Annotated in this window: 16 protein-coding genes; 8 read left to right on the top strand and 8 right to left on the bottom strand. The window is 69.0% G+C overall.

Translation table 11 applies throughout. The features are described from left to right. Window positions 1-51: 51 nt before the first annotated feature. The 6 genes from P0W64_RS17355 to P0W64_RS17330 form a co-directional block, all read right to left on the bottom strand. Window positions 52-1,206, bottom strand: coding sequence for a GTP-binding protein (locus P0W64_RS17355; RefSeq protein ID WP_275481416.1), 1,155 nt, complete (start codon window positions 1,204-1,206; stop codon window positions 52-54). A 23-nt stretch (window positions 1,207-1,229) separates the two neighbouring features. Next, the gene (locus P0W64_RS17350; protein WP_275481415.1) at window positions 1,230-2,684 is read right to left on the bottom strand and encodes an FAD-dependent oxidoreductase; all 1,455 of its coding nucleotides are present in this window, start codon (window positions 2,682-2,684) and stop codon (window positions 1,230-1,232) included. Window positions 2,685-2,828: 144 nt separating this feature from the next. Next, the gene (locus tag P0W64_RS17345) at window positions 2,829-5,069 is read right to left on the bottom strand and encodes an NADP-dependent isocitrate dehydrogenase (RefSeq protein WP_275481414.1); all 2,241 of its coding nucleotides are present in this window, start codon (window positions 5,067-5,069) and stop codon (window positions 2,829-2,831) included. Window positions 5,070-5,213: 144 nt separating this feature from the next. Next, complete coding sequence (locus P0W64_RS17340) at window positions 5,214-6,773, bottom strand: carboxyl transferase domain-containing protein (RefSeq protein WP_275481413.1); 1,560 nt, start codon at window positions 6,771-6,773, stop codon at window positions 5,214-5,216. 35 nt (window positions 6,774-6,808) lie between these two features. Next, a complete protein-coding gene (locus P0W64_RS17335; protein WP_275481412.1) occupies window positions 6,809-7,459 on the bottom strand; it encodes a PASTA domain-containing protein in 651 nt (216 codons plus the stop codon). 39 nt (window positions 7,460-7,498) lie between these two features. Beyond that, a complete protein-coding gene (locus P0W64_RS17330) occupies window positions 7,499-8,656 on the bottom strand; it encodes a metallophosphoesterase (RefSeq protein ID WP_275481411.1) in 1,158 nt (385 codons plus the stop codon). A gap of 35 nt (window positions 8,657-8,691) precedes the next feature. Here P0W64_RS17330 and P0W64_RS17325 point away from each other — a divergent pair, with 35 nt between their 5' ends. Continuing rightward, entirely contained in the window at window positions 8,692-10,221 is a 1,530-nt protein-coding gene (locus tag P0W64_RS17325) for an urea amidolyase family protein (protein ID WP_275481410.1), read from the top strand. Between the two features lie 99 nt (window positions 10,222-10,320). Beyond that, window positions 10,321-11,073: a hypothetical protein gene (locus P0W64_RS17320; RefSeq protein WP_275481409.1), complete on the top strand. Its 753-nt coding sequence runs from the start codon at window positions 10,321-10,323 to the stop codon at window positions 11,071-11,073. Between the two features lie 2 nt (window positions 11,074-11,075). Here P0W64_RS17320 and P0W64_RS17315 read toward each other — a convergent pair whose 3' ends face one another. Together P0W64_RS17315 and P0W64_RS17310 are read right to left on the bottom strand one after the other, a co-directional pair. After that, window positions 11,076-11,633, bottom strand: coding sequence for a hypothetical protein (locus P0W64_RS17315; protein WP_275481408.1), 558 nt, complete (start codon window positions 11,631-11,633; stop codon window positions 11,076-11,078). Next, a complete protein-coding gene (locus P0W64_RS17310; protein WP_275481407.1) occupies window positions 11,626-12,303 on the bottom strand; it encodes a lysoplasmalogenase in 678 nt (225 codons plus the stop codon). The genes P0W64_RS17315 and P0W64_RS17310 overlap by 8 nt, the downstream gene beginning before the upstream one ends. Before the next feature lie 40 nt (window positions 12,304-12,343). On the opposite strand from P0W64_RS17310, the gene P0W64_RS17305 reads away from it, so the two are divergent. From P0W64_RS17305 to katG, 6 genes are all read left to right on the top strand, one after another. Next, complete coding sequence (locus P0W64_RS17305) at window positions 12,344-13,597, top strand: serine hydrolase (protein ID WP_275481406.1); 1,254 nt, start codon at window positions 12,344-12,346, stop codon at window positions 13,595-13,597. Window positions 13,598-13,688: 91 nt separating this feature from the next. Beyond that, window positions 13,689-14,825, top strand: coding sequence for an LLM class flavin-dependent oxidoreductase (locus P0W64_RS17300; RefSeq protein WP_275481405.1), 1,137 nt, complete (start codon window positions 13,689-13,691; stop codon window positions 14,823-14,825). A 2-nt stretch (window positions 14,826-14,827) separates the two neighbouring features. Then, window positions 14,828-15,487 carry a CE1759 family FMN reductase gene (locus P0W64_RS17295; RefSeq protein ID WP_275481404.1) on the top strand — a complete coding sequence of 220 codons (660 nt, stop codon included), beginning with the start codon at window positions 14,828-14,830 and terminating at the stop codon, window positions 15,485-15,487. Window positions 15,488-15,557: 70 nt separating this feature from the next. Continuing rightward, window positions 15,558-16,196, top strand: a complete 639-nt coding sequence (locus P0W64_RS17290) for a GntR family transcriptional regulator (protein WP_275481444.1) — start codon at window positions 15,558-15,560, stop codon at window positions 16,194-16,196. A 37-nt stretch (window positions 16,197-16,233) separates the two neighbouring features. Continuing rightward, window positions 16,234-17,418, top strand: coding sequence for an MFS transporter (locus P0W64_RS17285; protein WP_343232877.1), 1,185 nt, complete (start codon window positions 16,234-16,236; stop codon window positions 17,416-17,418). Between the two features lie 188 nt (window positions 17,419-17,606). Further along, on the top strand, window positions 17,607-19,805 hold the full coding sequence (katG, locus tag P0W64_RS17280) for a catalase/peroxidase HPI (protein WP_275481402.1): 2,199 nt from the start codon (window positions 17,607-17,609) through the stop codon (window positions 19,803-19,805). Window positions 19,806-19,817 lie beyond the last annotated feature (12 nt).

Raw genomic sequence — 19,817 nt, 5'->3', positions numbered from 1 at the left:
GTGACGAGATCGCCGAGCAGGCAGAGCGGGTCGCCGACCGGGCGATGCCCATCAGTGGTCGTGGACCGAGCCCTGCCAGCGCGGCAACGGATCCGGGAGGGACCGCCAGCTCTCGGGCCCGAGGGCGAACTCGTCGTCCGTGAGCGTCGCCCGGTCGAGCAGCCCTCGCATCCGGGCGTGGTCGAGCCGGACGCCGATCACCACGAGCTCCTGGCCCGCGTCTCCGTCGACCTGCGACCAGTATGCGGCGGGCTCTATGGTGAGGTTCGGGCCCGCCTGCGACCACACCGCCGCGAACTCGGGGCGGCTCGCGATCCAGCAGAACCCCTTGCTACGCAACACCGCACGCACCTGGTCGAGGGATTCCGCAAGGCGCGCCGGGTGGAACGGCCGGTCCGAGCGGTAGGTGAGCGACGAGATCGCGTACTCCTCGGTCTCGGATTCGTGCGCGACGCCCAGCACCTCGTCGTCCCAACCTGCGACGGCGCTCGCCGCATCGTGATCGAATCGTCCGGTTTCCAACACCTCTCGCAGATCGACGCGCCCGTGCTCGGCATCCAGCACTCGTGCCCGCGGATTGAGCCGCCGCAGCGTCGCCTCGACGGTGCCCCGCGCCGAAGCACTCACCAGGTCGGTCTTCGACAACAGCACGACGTCGGCGAACTCGACCTGATCGACCAGCAGATCGGAGATCGACCGGATGTCGCCCTCGGCCGCACCCATACCGCGTTCGTCGAGCCGCTCGCCGCGAACGAGCTCGCGCAGAAAAGTGCTGGCGTCGACGACGGTGACCATCGTGTCGAGTCGGGCGACGTCTCCCAAGCGCGTGCCGTCCTCGAACTCCCAATCGAAGGTCGCGGCCACCGGCATCGGCTCGGAGATACCGGTGGACTCGATCACGAGATGGTCGAAACGACGCTTACCATCGTCGTCGGTCTGGCGCGCGATGGAGCCGACCGCTTCCAGCAGGTCCTCGCGCAACGTGCAGCATATGCAACCGTTGGTGAGCTCGACGAGGCGCTCTGTAGTCCGATCGAACCCGCCGTGCCCGACCAGCGCAGCATCGACGTTCACCTCGCTCATGTCGTTGACTATCACCGCAACCCGCATGCCCGCACGGTTGGCCAGGATGTGATTGAGCACTGTGGTCTTTCCGGCTCCGAGGAACCCGGACAGGACGGTGACAGGAAGGGCTGAAGTGGTCATCCATTAATGGTAACCGTTTCCATTTAGTCGAGGCTCACCGCCCCGATCGCACCGAACCACCGCCGGCATGCCTCATCGAGGCCGGTCTGATCGACACCCGCCCACGCCACGTACCCGTCGGGACGCAACAGCGCCGCCGACCTGCCGCAGAGCACACGTCCGGCCTCGTCCCCGTCGGCATCCGCACGGTCGACCAGACCCGCCCACGGTGTCACCGCGAGCCGCCCGGTGCGGTCGAGCAGCAGGCCTCGACCGGCTCGCAGTTGCTCGTACAGTCGGCCACCCGGCAGCGACACGTCACGCAGCCGGCGTCCCACGATGCCGTGTTCGTCGCCGAGGTCGTACCGGATGTCGACGGCGCCCAGCCGCTCTGCGAGATACCGCGCGACGTCTGGTAGCGCGCCCAGCTCGTCCATCAGACTGCGTAGCGCCCGGGCGTCGGAGTCGTCGGCCCGCGTCCGTTTCAGCACGCGCGTGAAATCCAGGACCCGTCCCGCGACCTGCCTGCGCTCCCGCTCGTACGTGTCGAGTAGATCGTTCGGGGCACGTCCCACCACCGCGGCCGCGAGCTTCCACCCGAGATTGAACGCGTCCTGCACACCCAGATTCAGCCCCTGCCCGCCGACGGGAGGGTGGATATGAGCAGCGTCGCCGGCCAGCAGTACCCGGCCTTCGCGGTAGCGCTCGGCCAGCCTCGTGGCGTCGCCGAACCGCGACAGCCAACGCGGGGAGTGCATGCCCAGGTCGGTTCCGGCGATCACACGCAGGCGTGCTCGGAACTCGTCGAGTGTGGGTGGCGTGGTGCGGTTCTCGGCGACCCCTTCGGCGGGTACGAGGATGCGGTATCCCCCTCCCGGCAGCGGACCGGCCCCGAAGAACATCTGGGCCTTGCGCACCTCGGCGTTCACCGCCGCCACCTCATCCGGCGCCATCGCGAGCTCCGCCTCGGCGATCAGCGTGTCGCTGCGACTGGGCTCACCCGGGAACCCGACGCCGATGAGCCTGCGAACCGTGCTGCGCCCCCCGTCGCAGGCGACCAGATACCGCCCTCTCACATCGGCACCGTCACCGAGTCCGGCGGTCACACCGTCCGGGTCCTGCTGAACGGCGACTACCTCTGCGCCCCTGCGGATCTCGACGCCGAGCTGCACGGCGTGATCCTCCAGCACCCGGTCGATCACCGGCTGCGGCAGACCGAGTACATAGGGGTGCGCCGTATCCATGTCCTCTTCACGTAGGGCGGCGGTGCTCGTGAGGAACCCACGCAAGGGGTGCTTCGTGCCGCGTTCCAACATCTCGGCCAGGAGACCCCGCTGGTCCATGATCTCGATACTGCGCACATGCATGCCGAGAGCCCGCACCACGGTCGTCGGTTCCGGATCCCGTTCCAGCACCGCCACGTCTACGCCGCGCATACGCAATTCGATCGCCAGCATCAGGCCCGTCGGTCCCGCACCCACCACGATCACGTCAGGCATTCGTCCACTCCCCTCGGCCCGCCGGACACGGGCGTCGAGCAGAGAGTGTGCGCGCACCCCGGGGTCTTGCCGCAAGCCCCGGGGTGCGCTATATGTTTGAGAGGGTAGAGAAGATCGAACTGCTCGGGCCGGAATCCGAGCCGGTCAGGGCTCGACGGTCTCCAGGTCCGCATTGAAAGTCGAGCTGGGACGCATGATCCGGTTGGTCTTGTCCTGGTCGATCTGGTAGTACCCGCCGATATCTACCGGGCGGCCCTGCGCCTCGCTCAGCTCCGCGATGATCTTGTCCTCGTCGGCGGCGAGCTTGTCAGCGAGCGGCGCGAACTTCGCGGCCAGCTCGGCGTCTTCCGTCTGGGTCGCCAGCTCCTGCGCCCAGTACAGGGCGAGGTAGAACTGGCTGCCACGGTTGTCGAGCTCTCCGGTGTTGCGCGACGGCGCCTTGTTCGTGTCGAGGAGCTTGCCGGTGGCCGCGTCGAGCGCCTTCGCCACCACGACGGCCTTCGGGTTGTCGTTCTTCTGCCCGACCTCCTCGAGGCTGACGGCGAGCGCGAGGAACTCGCCGAGCGAGTCCCAACGGAGATGGTTCTCCTCCAGTAGCTGCTTGACGTGCTTCGGGGCGGAGCCGCCTGCACCGGTCTCGTACATGCCGCCACCTGCCATGAGCGGGACGATCGAGAGCATCTTCGCGCTGGTGCCGAGCTCGAGGATCGGGAACAGGTCGGTCAGGTAGTCACGCAGGATGTTTCCGGTGGCCGAGATCGTGTCGAGGCCGCGAACGGCGCGCTCGAGCGTGTACCGCATCGCACGTACCTGGGACATGATCTGGATGTCCAGCCCCTCCGTGTCGTGCTCCTTCAGGTACTCGTTGACCTTGTGGATCAGCTGGTTCTCGTGCGGGCGGTACGGATCCAGCCAGAAGATGACGGGCATGCCCGAGTTACGGGCCCGGGTGACGGCGAGCTTGACCCAGTCGCGGATGGGGGCGTCCTTGACGTTGCACATACGCCAGATATCGCCCTCCTCGACCGTCTCCGAGAGGACGATCTCGCCCGTGTCGTTGTCGACGAAGTTGGCCTCGCCGGCTTCGGGGATCTCGAAGGTCTTGTCGTGGGAGCCGTACTCCTCGGCCTTCTGCGCCATGAGACCGACGTTCGGCACTGTGCCCATCGTGGTGGGGTCGAATGCACCGTTGGTCTTACAGAAGTTGATGATCTCCTGGTAGATCCGCGCGAACGTGGACTCCGGCATGACGGCCTTGGCATCCTTCTGCCTGCCGTCGGCGCCGTACATCTTGCCTCCCGCGCGGATCATGGCCGGCATCGACGCATCGACGATCACGTCGGACGGCGAGTGGAAATTGGAGATGCCGCGGGCCGAGTCCACCATCGCCAGCTCCGGGCGGTGCTCGTGGCACTTGTGCAGGTCGTCGACGATCTCCTCGCGCTTGCTCGCCGGCAGCGTAGCGATCTTGTCGTACAGGTCGGCGAGGCCGTTGTTGACGTTGACGCCGAGCTCGTCGAACAGTTGCTGGTGCTTCTCGAACGCATCCTTGTAGAAGGTGCGGACTGCGTGGCCGAACACGATGGGATGGCTGACCTTCATCATGGTCGCCTTGACGTGCAGGGAGAACATGACGCCGGTCTTGCGGGCGTCCTCCATCTGGTCCTCGTAGAACTTCAGGAGAGCCTTCTTGCTCATGAACATGCTGTCCATGACGTCGCCCTTGCCGACCTCCACACTCGGCTTGAGCACGATCTTCTCGCCGCTCTTGGTGACCAGCTCCATGCGGACGTCGCGGTCGCGGTCCAGCGTGATCGACTTCTCGCCGTGGTAGAAGTCGCCCTCGCGCATGTGCGACACGTGACTGCGGGAGGCCGGCGACCACTCACCCATGCTGTGCGGGTACTTCCGCGCATACTCCTTGACGGCCTTCGGGGCACGGCGGTCGGAGTTACCCTGGCGCAGAACAGGATTCACGGCACTGCCGAGAACAGTGGAATAGCGGGCGCGGATCTCCTCCTCCTCGGGCGTCGAGGGGCTGGATGGGAAGTCGGGGATCTTGTAGCCCTTGCCCTGCAACTCCTTGATCGCCGCCAGCAGCTGCGGCACCGAGGCACTGATGTTGGGGAGCTTGATGATGTTGGTGCTGGGTTCCTGAGTGAGTCGGCCGAGCTCGGCCAGGTTGTCCGGCACCTTCTGCTCGTCGGTGAGGTAGTCGGCGAACGTAGCCAGGATGCGTGAGGCGACCGAGATGTCGGTGGTCTCGACCTCGATGCCCGCGGGCTCGGCGAATGTCCGAATGATCGGAAGGAACGACGCGGTCGCAAGGCGCGGTGCCTCGTCGGTCAGCGTGTAGATGATGGTCTGCGACTTCTGATCACTCATGAGTTTCTCTCGGCCTCCACTGTTGTCGGAATCCATTCGAACAAACGCCTGTAATACGCGGTGGCTACATTATGCCGCCGTGACGCTACGCACAGACCGGCGCGTCGAATTCCCACCCGTAGCGACGCCTCGCCCGATTCGGCGTCAGATGGGCGATATCGAGCGCCGCTTGTGTGGGACGCGGAGCGGGCGCCGGGGTCTGACGCGTCCGAGGGCCTCGATGAGCAGCCCCCGCGTCGCCGACGGCAGCACGATGTCGTCGATGCCGAATCCGTCGGCCGCCAGCAGCGGGTCGACATTGGCCTGGAAGAGGGTGATGAGGTCGGCCCGGCGCGCCTGCGGGTCGGGCGCGTTCTCGTAGTCGCCGCGGAAGGCCAGATCGACGGCGCTCTCGATGGGGATCGCGCAGATCTCCGCGGTGGGCCACGCCAGCGACAGGTCGGCCTCGATGCTGCGCCCGCCGCCCATCACGATGTAGGCGGCACCGTAGGCCTTGCGCGTGGTGACTACGAAACGTGGCACCGTCGCATTCGCGAGCTCGTACCCGAGACGGGCACTCCTGCGTACCAGTCCGCTCTCCTCGGCGCTCGCACCGACGAGGAAGCCGGGCAGATCGATCAGCACGACCAGCGGCAGACCGAACGCGTCACACACCGCGACGAAGTGCGCCGCCTTCTCGCAGGCGGCGCTGTCCAGAGCGCCGGCGTGGACGCGGGGCTGGTTGGCGACGAAACCGACGGGTCGGCCGCCGATCCGGGCGAACGCGGTAACGATGTTGGGCGCGTGCAGCCGCTTGAGCTCGAACACGGTGTCCCGGTCGGACAGCGCCTCCAGGACGTCGACCACGTCGTAGGCCTGGCGCATGGATGCCGGGACGAGGGTGTCGATCTCGGCGGCAGCGTCTCCCGGCTCGTGCGGGCCGGCGGCCAGGACGGGAGTGCCGGACCCCGACGGCGGGAGGTACGACAGGTATGCGCGGATCGCGTCGAGAGCCTCGTTCTCGTCGTCCGCAACCACGTCGACGACTCCACGAGGAGCCTGCACGTCCGCGCCGCCGATCTCCTCATTCGTCAGTTCCTCCCCCGTCGCCGCCTGCACGAGCGGAGCGGACGACATACCGATCGTGCCCACGCCACGCACGATGGCGACGAAGTCACAGCAGGCCGCGAGGTTGGCAGGGGCACCGAAGCCCGGGCCCATCATCGCGGCGACGAGCGGTACGTGACCGGACAGGTCGGCGAGCCGCATGAGCAGCCGCGAGCCGGGTGCGGCGAGCCGGGAGTCGAGGGCCTCCTGCATGCGGTGGCCGCCGCCGTCCATGAGCATGACGAGCGGGATCTCGTCGAGCAGCGCCCGCTCGGCGCAACGCTCGAGCTTCGCCATGCCGGTGGCACCGTTGCTCCCACCGAGGACCGTGAAGTCGAATGCCGCGAGCGCCACGGGACGGCCGTCGATGTAGGCGATCCCCGTGACGACCCCGTCGCCCGGCGCGACGAGCGGAGCGGCCCCGCCCTGCGCAGGACCGGGCCCGGCAAGCGCGCCGAACTCGTAGAAGCCGCCGTTCGCCAGCTGTGCAACCCGTTCCCGCGCCGTCTGACGCCCCCGTGCGTGCTGTTTCGCGACCTTGTCGGCGCGAGCCTCGTCGGTGACGGCGGCATACGCCGCGCGCACCTTCTCTACCAGGGATTCTGTGTCCTCTGTCACGGCGCCAGGTTAACAGCCGTTCTCCCGACGGCGGATCAGGCGGCGGGATCGGGCTCCTTCGTCTCCCGCATCTGGCGCGGTGTAGGACGGGGCCGACGGGGCTCGCGCACGCCCGCGTCGCCGTCGGGCCGCAGCCACACACGGACCGGTGTGCGATTGAGCGCCCTCGCGCCCGACTCCGGGGACTGATCCGTCACGACCCACGCCGCATCGTCCGCCGCCGGCTCCGGACCCGCGGGCGAGACGACCTTCGGCAGTAGGTCCTGCCCGACGATGCGCGCCCGCGCCGCGGGCCACTGCATGCCGATCACATCCGGCACCGCGACGTTCTCGTACTTGCGGGCCCGTCGCTCAGCCGCGTCGAGCAGGTCCAGCTCCCAGTCTGCGACCTCTCTACCCGGCGGATCGGGAGTCCGCTCGGGATCGGGCGTACGGTCGATCTCCCGCCACCGCTCCCACGCCGCCTGGCGGCTCACGCCCAGGCTCGTCGCGATCTCCGTCCACGACGTCTGGCCGCGCCGCGCGAGGCGTACCGCCGCGAGTTCCGCCTGGTCGAGCACTCGCCGCAGCGCTGCGATGTCGGACAGGGCGCCCAGCGCGTCGTCGCTCGTCTGCGGACCCGCGGGGTGGCCGGCCAGCCGTCGCCACACCCGCTCGCCCTCGTGCCACCACGCGGAGAACGTCATGCTGTCAAGGTACCCTGACAGTAGAGTCCGTGCCAGCGACTACTTCCGAGTCGCGGCCGTGCGGACGAGAGTCAGCAGGGTGATCTCCGGCGGCGCGCCGACGCGCATCGGCGGCCCCCAGGCGCCGACGCCACGCGTCGTGTAGACCGCCGTCCCGTCGACCCATGCCAGCCCCTCGACCGAGGGCTGTTGCAGCGGAACCAGGTACCGCAGCGGCCACAGCTGCCCGCCGTGCGTGTGGCCGGACAGCTGGAGGTCTACCGGCCCCGCTCCCCTACGGTTCGTCGCAAGTGCCTGCCGCGGCTCGTGAGCCAGCAGCAGCGTGAACGCGCGCGGGTCGTGGCCGGCGAGCGCAGCTTTCAGATCGGGCGCGTTCGGCGACCGCCCCGAGTAGTCGTGGATCCCGGCGAGGTCGATCCGACTGCCGTTCCGCACGAGGCTCACCCGCGCGTTACGCAGGGGCCGTATACCCACGCGTTGCCATGCGTCCAGCCAGCGCCCGGCGTCGTCCGAGTAGAACTCGTGGTTGCCACTCACCCCGAACACGCCGAGCGGAGCCCTCAGCGGCGCAAGCGGTTTCAGGGTATCGCCCACACGATCCACCGTGCCGTCCGTGAGATCGCCGCCGAACGCGATCAGATCAGGGTGCTGCGCCGCCACGAGGTCGGCCACCTTCTGCGTGAAACCGGCACCACGACTGGGACCCACGTGCAAGTCAGAGACGAAAGCTATTCGCACACCGTCGAATCCGGGCGGAAGGCGGTCCAGCGGTATGCGGACACCCACAATCGAGGGCGACGCGGCCGCGGTGACCCCGTACCCCGCGGTGCCACACGCCGCGAGCACGACTGCGGCGGTGGCGATACGCACCGCGCGTCGGGACCTGCGCTCGCGCTTGCGGATCCGGCGGACGACGGCAGCGACCACGCACAGAACGGCGAGAGGCAGCAGGCCGAGCACGAGGTAGAAGACCGTTCCGGCCCACACCCAGCCCGCAAATGCCGGCAGGCGCGCCCACGCGGGAGCGAACACGCTCCCACTGCCCGCGCCTATCACCGTGAGCACCCCGCCGGCGACGACCACCAGCGCCGCCGCGATGCGCCATCCCCGCCGGAGATCCGTGGCGCGCACCAGGCGGCGGTGCAGCCACCATGAAAGAAGCGCGAAGACGAGAGCGAGGATGAGGATCCGGGCCATTCGCACAGGATACGGGCAGACATAAGCTGGGCGGCGTGGGTGAGCACAGGGTTCTGCGGGCGCGGCCGCTCGGACGGCACGCGGTACTGGCGGAGCTCGCGTCACCGAACGACGCGGCCGCCCTGGCCGCTCATCTCGAGACCGACCCGCTCAGCGGGCAGTGCGAGGTGGTGGTCGCGGCGCGGACCGTCCTCGTCGTGGGTCACCGCACGCACACCGCGGCGATTCGAGACCTCCTGGACGGCATGATGATCCCGCCACCGCCAGACCGTACAGCGGAGTCCGTGACCGTGGACGTCGTCTACGACGGCGTCGACCTCGACGATGTGGCGCGCGCGTGCGGCATGAGCGCGTCGGCAGTCGTCGACGCCCACATCCGCGCCCGGTGGACGGCGGCGTTCACGGGGTTCGCACCGGGGTTCGCGTACCTGGTCGGCGGCGGGCTGGACGTACCGAGGCGGGACAACCCGCGAACTGCCGTGCCGCCCGGCTCGGTAGCCCTGGCGGGGCCGTATTCCGGCGTGTACCCGCGAACCTCACCCGGCGGGTGGCAGCTCATCGGCCGCACCGGCGCCACGCTGTGGGACAGCGACCGTGACCCGCCGGCTCTCATCCGCCCTGGCACATCGGTCCGATTCCATGCCGTGCGAGAGGCCGTCGCCGTACGACTTCCTGCCGATGTCCGGGCCACGGTCGACAATGGCGACCTGCGGGTATTGCGAACGTCGCCACTGACGCTCGTCCAGGACCTCGGCAGGCCGGGCTACGCCGGGATGGGCGTGCCCGCCTCGGGGGCGGCCGATGCGCGCTCGCTACGGCTCGCGAACCGGGTGGCAGGCAACGCCCCCGGGGCTCCGGCGCTGGAGCTCGTCGACGGCGGACTCGCCCTAGAGGCCCTCAGGGACGTCGTACTGGCCGTGGCGGGTGCGCCTGTCGAGCTGACGGTGACGCCGCCCGAACGGCCACTGCGGAAGCCCCCGATGGCCGCACCTTTCCTGCTGCGCGCAGGCGACGTTCTGGAACTCGGGCACCCGCCCGCGGGCCTGCGAACGTATGTCGCAGCGCGGGGCGGACTGGACGTACCCGAAGTGCTGGGCAGTGCGGCGAGGGACGTACTGTCCCGCCTCGGGCCCGAACCGCTCGTCGCCGGGGACGAGCTGCGGGTACTACCGGGACGGGGCGTGGTGGGTCCCCCCGAGGTGCAGCGCGATTTCGCGGCAGCCGCGGAGCTCCGAGTCACCGTGGGGCCACGCGCCGACTGGATCGTCGACGCGCTCGAGCGTCTGTGCGGCACCGTGTGGTCGGCCAGCCCGGACTCGAACCGCGTCGGGCTACGTCTCGACGGCGAGCCACTCGGACGGGCGCGGGGCGGCGAACTCGCGAGCGAGCCGACGGTGCGGGGAGCCGTGCAGGTCCCCCCGAGCGGCCTGCCGTTGGTGTTCCTGACGGATCACCCGACGACAGGTGGTTACCCCGTCGTCGCAGTACTCGAACCCGAGGACGTCGACGTCGCCGCGCAGGTGCGCCCAGGCGATCCGGTGCGCTTTCGACTGAGCCCAGGCTGAAACCTCGCCCGCATATGCCCCACGAATAAGCGCAAACCATCACGATATGGTCGACACGGACATTCCGCGAGCTGGTCCTCGCCGCTAGGCTTGGCGGCCATGTCCTCACGCCTCAAGCGCCTCCCGGCCTCGTTCGCCGTGCCGATGGCGCTCGTCCTGGCGATCGTCGCGACGCTGTTCGCTGCTTTCCCGGCCCGCGCCGACGTCGCCGCCCTACCCGCTTTCCGGGCGGCAGCTCCCGCCGCCGACCTCGCCACGCCTGCGGGCCGCGCCGTGTACGCCCTCACGGGGCCGTCGCCACAGACGGCACAGGATCTTCTCCCCCGCGATTTCGCGGCGATCGCCCACTACAGGCCCGTGCTCCGTGCCGGCGTCCCGGCCAAGCCCACCGGCGGCTGCTCGGACAAGGGATTCCCGTTGCCCCACAAGTTCATGCCCATCTGCGCCGCACACGACCTGGGCTTCGACCTGCTGCGTGTGGCAGCCCACGACGGCCATCCGCTGGGGCCGTGGGCACGGCAGGCGCTCGATGCCCAGCTCGTCGCGCGGATGGATGCGGTATGCCGGGACTCGGTGTGCCGCACCGCTGCGCAGAGCGCGAACGTGGGGCTGAAGTTCAACACCTGGCGGCAGTTCTACAGCGTGCCTGTCTACGAGACTCCGCTCGAGGTGGGTAAATCGCTCGCACACCGCTCCGTCGACCTCGTGGCGGCCGCTGTCGAGGGCGGGCGCGCCCCATTCCGGACGGTGACGATGCTGCTCGCGGTGGTCGCGGGCTTCCTCATCGCGACCGCGACCGGCCGCGTGGTCACGGCGGTGCGGTCGCGCCGCACCGGCGTCGTGAGCGGTTAGAACTACAGGGGGATCTCCACGCGCCACAGCGGCGTGCCCGGTTCGATGAGCCACAGACGCAGCGCCACGAAGCGCATCAGGCGCATCGCCCCCGTCATCATGATGAACGCCAGCGGCAGTTCGGCGAGGAACGCGGTCAGCAGCGACACCATGACGTCGCCACGATCGGCCGTCAGGACGTCGAACCAGGCGTCGCACAACAGCAGGACCCCGGTGGCGAAACTCGCCGGCGCGACCAGCAGCCGCCTACGCCAGCCCAACAGCGCCGTGATCGCCATGCTCGTGACGAGGAGGCAGTCGAAGCCGACCCACACCGCAACCCAGTGCTGCGTCACGTAACGGTCCGGCAGCGACAGGCCGAGGAAGACTATCCACGGGATCAACGCCGTGGCGGCGCCTGCCATCAGGCCGAGCCGGATCGCGCGCACCCGGCCGACACGGTGCGGTGCGATGACGTCGCTGATCGGTCGCTCGAGCCGCTCGATCAGTACGCGCCGTTGCTGCGCCGACAACTCCGCGATCTGCGCGTCGGTCGGCTCGTGCCAGGACGTCTCAGACATCGCCGATGCCCGAGCGCAGGGCGGCCTCGGCCAGGAGGAACTGCGCGGCCGAGTACGTGGCCATCACCGCACCCTCCATCGCGGGCGGCGCGCTGCGCAGCAGGAACCGTCTCGCGCCCAGCAGAGAATCGCTGAGTAGGAACAGGGCGGCGCCGGCCGTGGCCGCGACGCGGACCTCGCGCGAACCGACGAGCGTCGCCGACGCGAGTGTTGCCGCCACCGCGGCGGAGTAGACCCCGACGACCGGGGCGAGCCATCGTCGCTGACGACCCGCGCCCACTATCACCCCCGGAGCGGCGACGGCCCACAGCCCCGCGACGGCCCGGACGGAGCCCCGCGAGCGCTGGCCGCGGTGCTCCAGAAAGCCGTCGATGTAGTTCCCGTGCGCCACCGCGAACGCGATCGCTCCGCCGGCGAAATCGGCGGGCTCGTCCCCCAGCAGCACGACGTCGCCGCACCAGGCGGCGACCTGCGCGCGCAGAGCGACGTTGCGGAGCGGTGCGGTACCACCGCGCGGGTCGGCGATCGTCGCTGCCGCCAGCGTCGGCATCAGGAGCGGCTTGCTCACCCGCCGCATGCGGTGGGCACGCGACGATGGAAGCGCGGAGAGCGCGGTGTCGGTGGCCGCGAGACCCGCGTACGCGGCCTTCAGGATCTGCGAGGTTCGCACTCCGTCAATGTAGCCACACGCGGCCGTTACCCTGGCGGCCGTGGAGCGAACTGGCGGAACGAGCGGGCGGATAGCGGTGCCGGAGGACCTGGACGCGGTCACCGATGTAGGCACCGAGGAGGCGAACGCGGCCGAGGCGGAGGCCGCCCGCCGGGTGTGGGCTGCCGCGCGGCACTGGTACGCGGCCGGGCTGCACCCCGCCATCCAGGTCTGCGTGCGGCACCGGGGCCGCGTGGTGTTGGATCGCGCGATCGGACACGGGTGGGGCAACGCACCGCTTGCGCCCGGCGAGGAGCGCGTAGACCTCTCGGCTATGAAGACGGGTACGCCGTCGTGTGCGTTCTCCGCTGCCAAAGGCGTGTCGGTGACCGTGCTGCACATGCTGATCGAGCGTGGGATGCTCGGCCTCGACACGCCGGTGTGCGAATACCTCCCCGAGTTCACGGGCGACCGCAAGGAGCGCGTGACGATCCGCCACGTACTGACCCACTCCGCAGGCGTTCCGGTGCCGACCGGGCCCAGGCCCGATCTGAAGCGGTCGGAGGACAGCGCGTACACGCGAGAGATGCTGGGACGCTTGCGGACCGTCTATCCGCCGGGCCTCGTGCACATGTACCACGCGTTGACCTGGGGCCCGTTGGTGCGCGAGATCGTGCTGGCGGCGGCCGGCCGGTCCATCCGCGACATCCTCACCACCGAGATCCTGGGGCCGCTCGGGTTCCGGTGGACGAACCTCGGTGTGTCCGACGAGGATCTGCCACTGGTCGCGCCGAGCCACGCGACCGGGGCGCCGCCGTCACCGGTGGTCGAGAAGGGCTACCGACTGCTGGTCGGCGGGACTATGGCGCAGACCATGAAGGCGGCGAACTCCCGCCGCTTCCTGACCGGGATCGTGCCGTCCTCCAACCTGGTGTCGACGGCGCACGAGCTGTCCCGCTTCGCCGAACTGTTGCGACGCGGTGGCGAGCTCGACGGGTATCGGGTACTGAGCCCCGAGACCCTCTCGGCCGCAAGGGCTCCCGCGCGGCGGTTACGCCCCGACCTGGCATCCGGCGGCCTGCCGATGCGCTGGGGCACCGGATACATGCTGGGATCCAAGCGTTTCGGCCCGTTCGGGCTGGATGCGCCGGAGGCGTTCGGGCACACGGGCCTCACGCAGATCGCGATGTGGGCGGATCCCGCTCGCGACCTGGCCGTCGGCATCATGAGCACGGGCAAGCCCGGCGCACACCCCGAGGCGAAGCGCTACCCGGCCCTGCTCGACTCGATCACGACGTGGTTCTCTCCGCGCTGACTGCCGGGAAATATAAGCGGACCGCGGTCCGTTACAGCTGATGTCGGCAGGCGGGACAACCCGCCGGCAACACGAGGAGAGGTGGACCGACATGCAGTTCGGCATTTTCACCGTCGGGGACGTCACCATGGACCCGACCACCGGCAGGACCCCCGGTGAGGGCGAGCGTATCGCCACCATGACGGCCATCGCACAGAAGGCCGAGGAGGTGGGTCTGGATGTGTTCGCGACCGGCGAGCACCACAATCCTCCGTTCGTGCCGTCGTCGCCGACCACCCTGCTGGGCTGGGTCGCAGCTCGCACGGACAAGCTCCTACTGTCCACCGCGACGACACTCATCACCACGAACGATCCGGTGAAGATCGCGGAAGACTACGCGATGCTGCAGCATCTCTCGGGCGGCCGCGTCGACCTGATGATGGGCCGCGGGAACACCGGACCGGTATATCCCTGGTTCGGCAAGGACATCCGCGAGGGCGTGGACCTGGCCGTCGAGAACTATCATTTGCTACGCCGGTTGTGGCGTGAGAAGAACATCGATTGGCAGGGGCGGTTCCGCACTCCGCTGCAGGGATTCACGTCGACGCCGTTCCCCCTCGACGACACACCCCCTTTCGTGTGGCACGGGTCGATCCGAACGCCTGAGATCGCCGAGCAGGCCGCCTTCTACGGCGACGGGTTCTTCCACAACAACATCTTCTGGAATCCCGAGCACACCGAACAGATGGTGCGGCTCTACCGACGGCGCTTCGAACACTACGGACACGGATCCGCGGAACAGGCGATCGTCGGCCTCGGCGGACAGGCGTTCATGGCCGCGACCGAGGCGGAGGCGAAGCGGCGCTTCAGGCCGTACTTCGACAATGCGCCGGTGTACGGGCACGGGCCGTCACTCGAGGACTTCGAGCAGATGACTCCACTCACCGTGGGCACACCCGAGCAGGTGATCGAGAAGACGCTGCATTTCGCCGATTACGTCGGGGACTACCAGCGCCAGCTCTTCCTCATGGACCATGCCGGCCTCCCCCTGGACCAGGTGCTCGAGCAGGTCGAGCTACTCGGCACCGAGGTGGTTCCCGTGCTACGCAAGGAGTTCGAGCTGCGGCGCCCGGCCCACGTGCCGAGCGACCCACCCACGCACGCGTCGCTGGTCGCGGCGGGGACCGAATCGGCGCACCGCAGGGTCATGCCTGCACAGGAACATGCCGACACCGCACCGGAGGCCTGACGATGACGCGCGAGATACTGGTGATCAGCGCAGGCGTCTCCGAGCCCTCGTCCACGCGCCTCCTTGCCGATCGGCTCGCCGATGCCACCGTCGCCGGCGTGTCGACTCGGGGCGAGGCCGCGAACGTGAACGTCCTCGAGCTGAAGGAACTGGCGCGCGACCTGGCGACGGCTATGACGACAGGGGTACCGACCCCTGCGCTGATCGCAGCGCAGGAAGCGGCGGCATCCGCCGACGGCGTGATCGCCGTGACGCCGGTCTTCGCCGCGTCGTACAGCGGACTCTTCAAGATGTTCTTCGACGTGCTCGACCCCGACGCCCTCACCGGCGTACCGGTTCTGATCGCCGCGACCGCGGGAACACCACGGCACTCGCTCGTGCTGGATCACGCGCTGCGGCCGCTCTTCAGCTACCTGCGAGCACAGGTACTGCCGACCGGGGTCTTCGCTGCCACGGAGGACTTCGCATCGGTCGAGTTGCCGTCCCGGATCAGCCGGGGCGCAGCCGAACTCGCCGCTGCACTCGTCGCCGACGGCGGTTCGGTGGCCGGGTTCGGAGGACCGTCGAACCTCGAGCGGCCAGTTCGATCCGGCACCGCGAAGGACCTCGGTCCCGTCGCCGACTTCGCATCGCTGCTTCGCGGCCACACCGGCACCGTCTAGCGGTCGGGGCGGACCCGGTCACACAGTTTTGCCCGGCTTACGGCCGACTGCTTAGATACAAGTTGTGTCTATCAAGTCGGTCCCCGTTCCGAGCGCCGCCGAGCAGGCGTACCGATCGGTGAAGGAACAGATCCTGCGCGGCGACATCGTCGGCGGCGAGCTGCTCAGCGAGGGCGAGGTGGCCTCCCGGCTCGGCTACAGCCGCACACCGGTCCGCGAGGCCTTCCTGCGACTCGAGACCGAGGGTTGGATGCGCCTCTACCCCAAGCGCGGAGCCCTCGTGCTGCCTGTCGCACCCGAGGAGGGCCGACAGGTCGTCGCCGCCCGGCAGGTGGTCGAGGGTGCGGCTGCCACGCGCATCGTCGCCGACGGCGCATCGCCCGCGCTGCTGTCCCGTCTGGACCGGCTCATCGCACTGCAACTGGACCGGGCCCGGGCCGGCGACGCCGACGGATACTCTGCGGCCGACGCCGACTTCCACCGGGCCGTTGTGGGATGCCTGGACAACCCGTTCCTCGAGAACTTCTACGACAGCCTGCGCGAGCGGCAGCGGCGCATGACGGCTACCGCCGTCGGAGTCGACCCCGAACGAGTCGCAAAGGCCGTGGCCGGACACCGGGCACTGGCCAAGGCACTCGCCGACGGTGACTCCGCCGGTTTCGCGGCAGAACTCGCCCGGCACATGAAGGTGGTGACCGGCGATGCCTGATATACGCATCAGGCCGTGGCACCGCGTCGCCGCCGCGATGTTCGCGGTCGCCTGGGGCGGCAACGAATTCACCCCGCTGCTGGTCATGTACCGGCAACAGGGACTGTCAGCTGCCGCGGTGGACCTGCTGTTGTTCGCATACGTCATCGGGATCATCCCTGCGCTGCTCGTCGGCGGGCCGCTGTCCGATCGCTACGGGCGCCGGGCGCTCATGCTCCCCGCACCGTTCATCGGCATGGCGGGCTCACTGGTACTCGCATTCGGCGCCGGCGGGTTCCCGCTGTTGTTCGCGGGCCGCGTGCTGTCCGGCGTGGCGTTGGGACTCGCTATGGCGGTCGGCAGCTCGTGGGTGAAGGAGTTGTCGGACCGCCCGTTCGACGACACCCCCGACGGGACCGGAGCGCGGCGGGGAGCGATGTCCCTGACGGCCGGCTTCTCACTCGGCGCGGCAGTCGCCGGCGCGCTAGCGCAGTGGGCGCCCTGGCCCACCCATCTCGCGTTCCTATTCGATGTGGCACTCACGGTGCCCGGCGCGCTGCTTCAGCTGCACGCTCCGGAGCCGGGCGTCGAGCGCTCCGCCGGACGCCTTGTCGACGACCTCCGGGTGCCCGGGGTTCGGCAGAAGGACTTCCGCGAACGGGTGCTGCCCGTCGCACCATGGGTGTTCTCCGCCGGCGCTGCGGCGTACGCGGTCCTGCCGACGCTGATCGCGCCGAAACTCGCGGGCCAGAGGATCGCCTTCTCGGCGCTGTGCTGCCTGGTGTGCCTCGGGTGCGGGCTGGGCGCGCAGGCGGTCGCTCGACGCATCCCGCAGGAGCGCGCCGGCGTCGTGGCGCTCACGCTCGTCGTCGTGGGCATGGCTCTCGCCGCACTCGCGTCCGGCGTGCTGACGGTGCCCGTGGTGCTGGCGGCCGCCCTCGTGCTGGGCGCCGGCTACGGCACCGCGCTGGTCGCCGGCCTGTCGGAGATCGGACGCATAGCCGCGCCTACGGATCTGGCAGGCCTGACGGCCGTCTTCTACGCGGTGACATACCTCGGTTTCGGCATCCCGGTGGTGCTCACCGTCCTCGACGAGGCATCGCCCGCACTGACGTATCCGATCATGTTCGGCGCCCTCGCCGTGCTCGCTCTCTGCTGCCTCTGCGTGGTGTGGGCGGCATCGCGCGGCAGGACACCGCCGACAGCGGACAAGGCTGATCTGGAGTCGTCCATCCGCCACTGACGCCGCTGTTCCCGCAGGTCGGAACGCAGGCCCGAGAAATTCTTGAATAATTCCAGAAAATGGTGGCGCGAGGCGCCGCCGGCTCGTAAGGTCGTTGACGTGGCGCCGGTTCAGCCCCCGGACATCGCCGGACAAGGAACGGCCGGAGCCCCACGGATCACAGCCAAGATTCGCCTGAAAGGAACACCGTGTCTGAAGAAGCCGCAGCAGCCGGATGCCCTGTACACAACGGCCGGCTCGAACCCCCCGTCGCCGGCGGCGGCAACCAGGATTGGTGGCCTGAGGAGGTCAACCTCAAGGTTCTCGCGCACAACCCCGACGTCGCGAACCCGATGGATCCCGACTTCGATTACGCGGCAGAGGTGGCCACGCTGGACGTGGACGCCGTGCGGGCCGACGTCATCGAGGTCATGCACACGTCGCAGGACTGGTGGCCCGCCGACTTCGGTCACTACGGTCCGTTCTTCATCCGCATGTCGTGGCACTCGGCCGGCACCTACCGCGTCGACGACGGCCGCGGCGGAGGCGGTGCCGGTATGCAGCGCTTCGCGCCGCTGAACAGCTGGCCGGACAACGTCAGCCTCGATAAGGCGCGCCGCCTCCTGTGGCCGATCAAGAAGAAGTACGGCCGCAAGCTGTCGTGGGCCGACCTGATCCTCTTCGCAGGAAACGTCGCGCTCGAGGACATGGGTTTCAAGACCGAGGGATTCGCGTTCGGCCGTGTGGACGAGTGGGAACCGCAGGAGGTCTACTGGGGCCCCGAGAACACGTGGTTGGGCACCGACGGACGCTACACCGGCAAGCGTGACCTGGAGAAGCCGCTCGGCGCTACCACTATGGGTCTCATCTACGTCAATCCCGAGGGGCCCGAAGGCGTTCCGGATTTCATGGCTGCCGCCGACGACATCCGCGAGACGTTCAGCCGGATGGCGATGAACGACATCGAGACCGCAGCGCTCATCGTCGGCGGGCACACCTTCGGCAAGACGCACGGCGCGGGGCCCGAGGAGCCCGGGCCCGAGCCCGAGGCAGCCCCGATCGAGCAACAGGGCCTGGGATGGAAGGGTGCACACGGCACAGGAGTCGGCGCGGACGCGGTCACGAGCGGCCTCGAGGTCATCTGGACGCACACACCCACCAAGTGGGACAACAGCTTCCTCGAGATCCTCTACGGCAACGAGTGGGAGCTGACCAAGAGCCCCGCGGGCGCCAATCAATGGCAACCGAAGGATGGGGGCTGGGCGAACTCCGTTCCGCAGGCCTTCGGCTCCGGCAAGACGCACCCGTCGATGCTCACCACCGACCTGTCGCTGCGGTTCGACCCGATCTACGGCCCGATCACCCGGCGTTGGCTCGATCACCCCGAGGAGCTTGCCGACGAGTTCGCCAAGGCGTGGTTCAAGCTCCTGCACCGTGACATGGGCCCGACCTCGCGCTACATCGGCCCACTGATCCCTGCCGAGGAGCACACCTGGCAGGACCCGGTCCCCGCCGTCGATCATCCGCTGATCGACGACGCCGATGCCGCTGCCATCAAGGAGCGCATTCTCGCAACCGGCCTGTCCACGTCGAGGCTGATAAAGACCGCCTGGGCGGCGTTCTCGTCGTTCCGTCAGAGCGACAAGCGCGGCGGCGCCAACGGCGGACGCGTGCGCCTGCAGCCGCAGGTCGGCTGGGAGGTCAACGAGCCGGACGAGCTCGCGCGGACGATCACCGAGCTCGAGGGGGTCGTCGACGCGTTCAATGCGGGGGCCGACGGCGGCAAGAAGGTGTCCTTCTCCGATGTGCTCGTCCTGGCCGGCAACGTCGGCATCGAGGCCGGGGCGAAGGCGGCCGGGTTCGATGTGACCGTGCCGTTCACACCCGGCCGCACCGACGCGACGCAGGAGGACACCGAGATCGACTCCGTCGACGCGCTGGAGCCCAAGTGGGACGCCTTCCGCAACTACGTCGGCAAGGGCGCGCCGATGTCGCCCGAGTACCTACTCGTCGACAAGGCGAGCCAGCTGGGACTCTCTGCCCCGCAGATGACGGTGCTGATCGGCGGTCTCCGTGTCCTGGGCAACAACTTCCAGGACTCGGCACACGGTGTGTTCACGTCGACGCCGGGTGCGCTGACCAACGACTGGTTCGTCAACCTGCTCGACATGAACACCAAGTGGGCGCCGTCGCCCGCGGATGATGGAACCTACGTCGGGACCGACCGCGCCACCGGCGCCCAGAAATGGACCGCCACTCGTGCCGACCTGGGCTTCGGCTCGAACTCCATCCTGCGCGCTCTCGCCGAGGCCTACGCCACGGACGACGCGAAGGAGAAGTTCGTCCGCGACTTCGTCGCCGCCTGGACCAAGGTGTCCGAGAACGAGCGGTACGACATCAAGAAGTAGCGCCGTACTGCA

Origin of the sequence: Tsukamurella sp. 8F, assembly GCF_029167375.1 — a bacterium.
Classification (GTDB): Bacteria; Actinomycetota; Actinomycetes; order Mycobacteriales; family Mycobacteriaceae; genus Tsukamurella.
This window is presented reverse-complemented; position numbering and strand designations above follow the sequence as displayed.

Excerpts from the sequence above, each read along its gene's own strand:
- P0W64_RS17355 (WP_275481416.1), bottom strand. The coding sequence starts at position 1,206 with ATGACCACTTCAGCCCTTCCTGTCACCGTCCTGTCCGGGTTCCTCGGA.
- P0W64_RS17350 (WP_275481415.1), bottom strand. The coding sequence starts at position 2,684 with ATGCCTGACGTGATCGTGGTGGGTGCGGGACCGACGGGCCTGATGCTG.
- P0W64_RS17345 (WP_275481414.1), bottom strand. The coding sequence starts at position 5,069 with ATGAGTGATCAGAAGTCGCAGACCATCATCTACACGCTGACCGACGAG.
- P0W64_RS17335 (WP_275481412.1), bottom strand. The coding sequence starts at position 7,459 with ATGACGTTCTCCGCGTGGTGGCACGAGGGCGAGCGGGTGTGGCGACGG.
- P0W64_RS17330 (WP_275481411.1), bottom strand. The coding sequence starts at position 8,656 with ATGGCCCGGATCCTCATCCTCGCTCTCGTCTTCGCGCTTCTTTCATGG.
- P0W64_RS17320 (WP_275481409.1), top strand. The coding sequence starts at position 10,321 with ATGTCCTCACGCCTCAAGCGCCTCCCGGCCTCGTTCGCCGTGCCGATG.
- P0W64_RS17315 (WP_275481408.1), bottom strand. The coding sequence starts at position 11,633 with ATGTCTGAGACGTCCTGGCACGAGCCGACCGACGCGCAGATCGCGGAG.
- P0W64_RS17300 (WP_275481405.1), top strand. The coding sequence starts at position 13,689 with ATGCAGTTCGGCATTTTCACCGTCGGGGACGTCACCATGGACCCGACC.
- P0W64_RS17295 (WP_275481404.1), top strand. The coding sequence starts at position 14,828 with ATGACGCGCGAGATACTGGTGATCAGCGCAGGCGTCTCCGAGCCCTCG.
- P0W64_RS17285 (WP_343232877.1), top strand. The coding sequence starts at position 16,234 with ATGTTCGCGGTCGCCTGGGGCGGCAACGAATTCACCCCGCTGCTGGTC.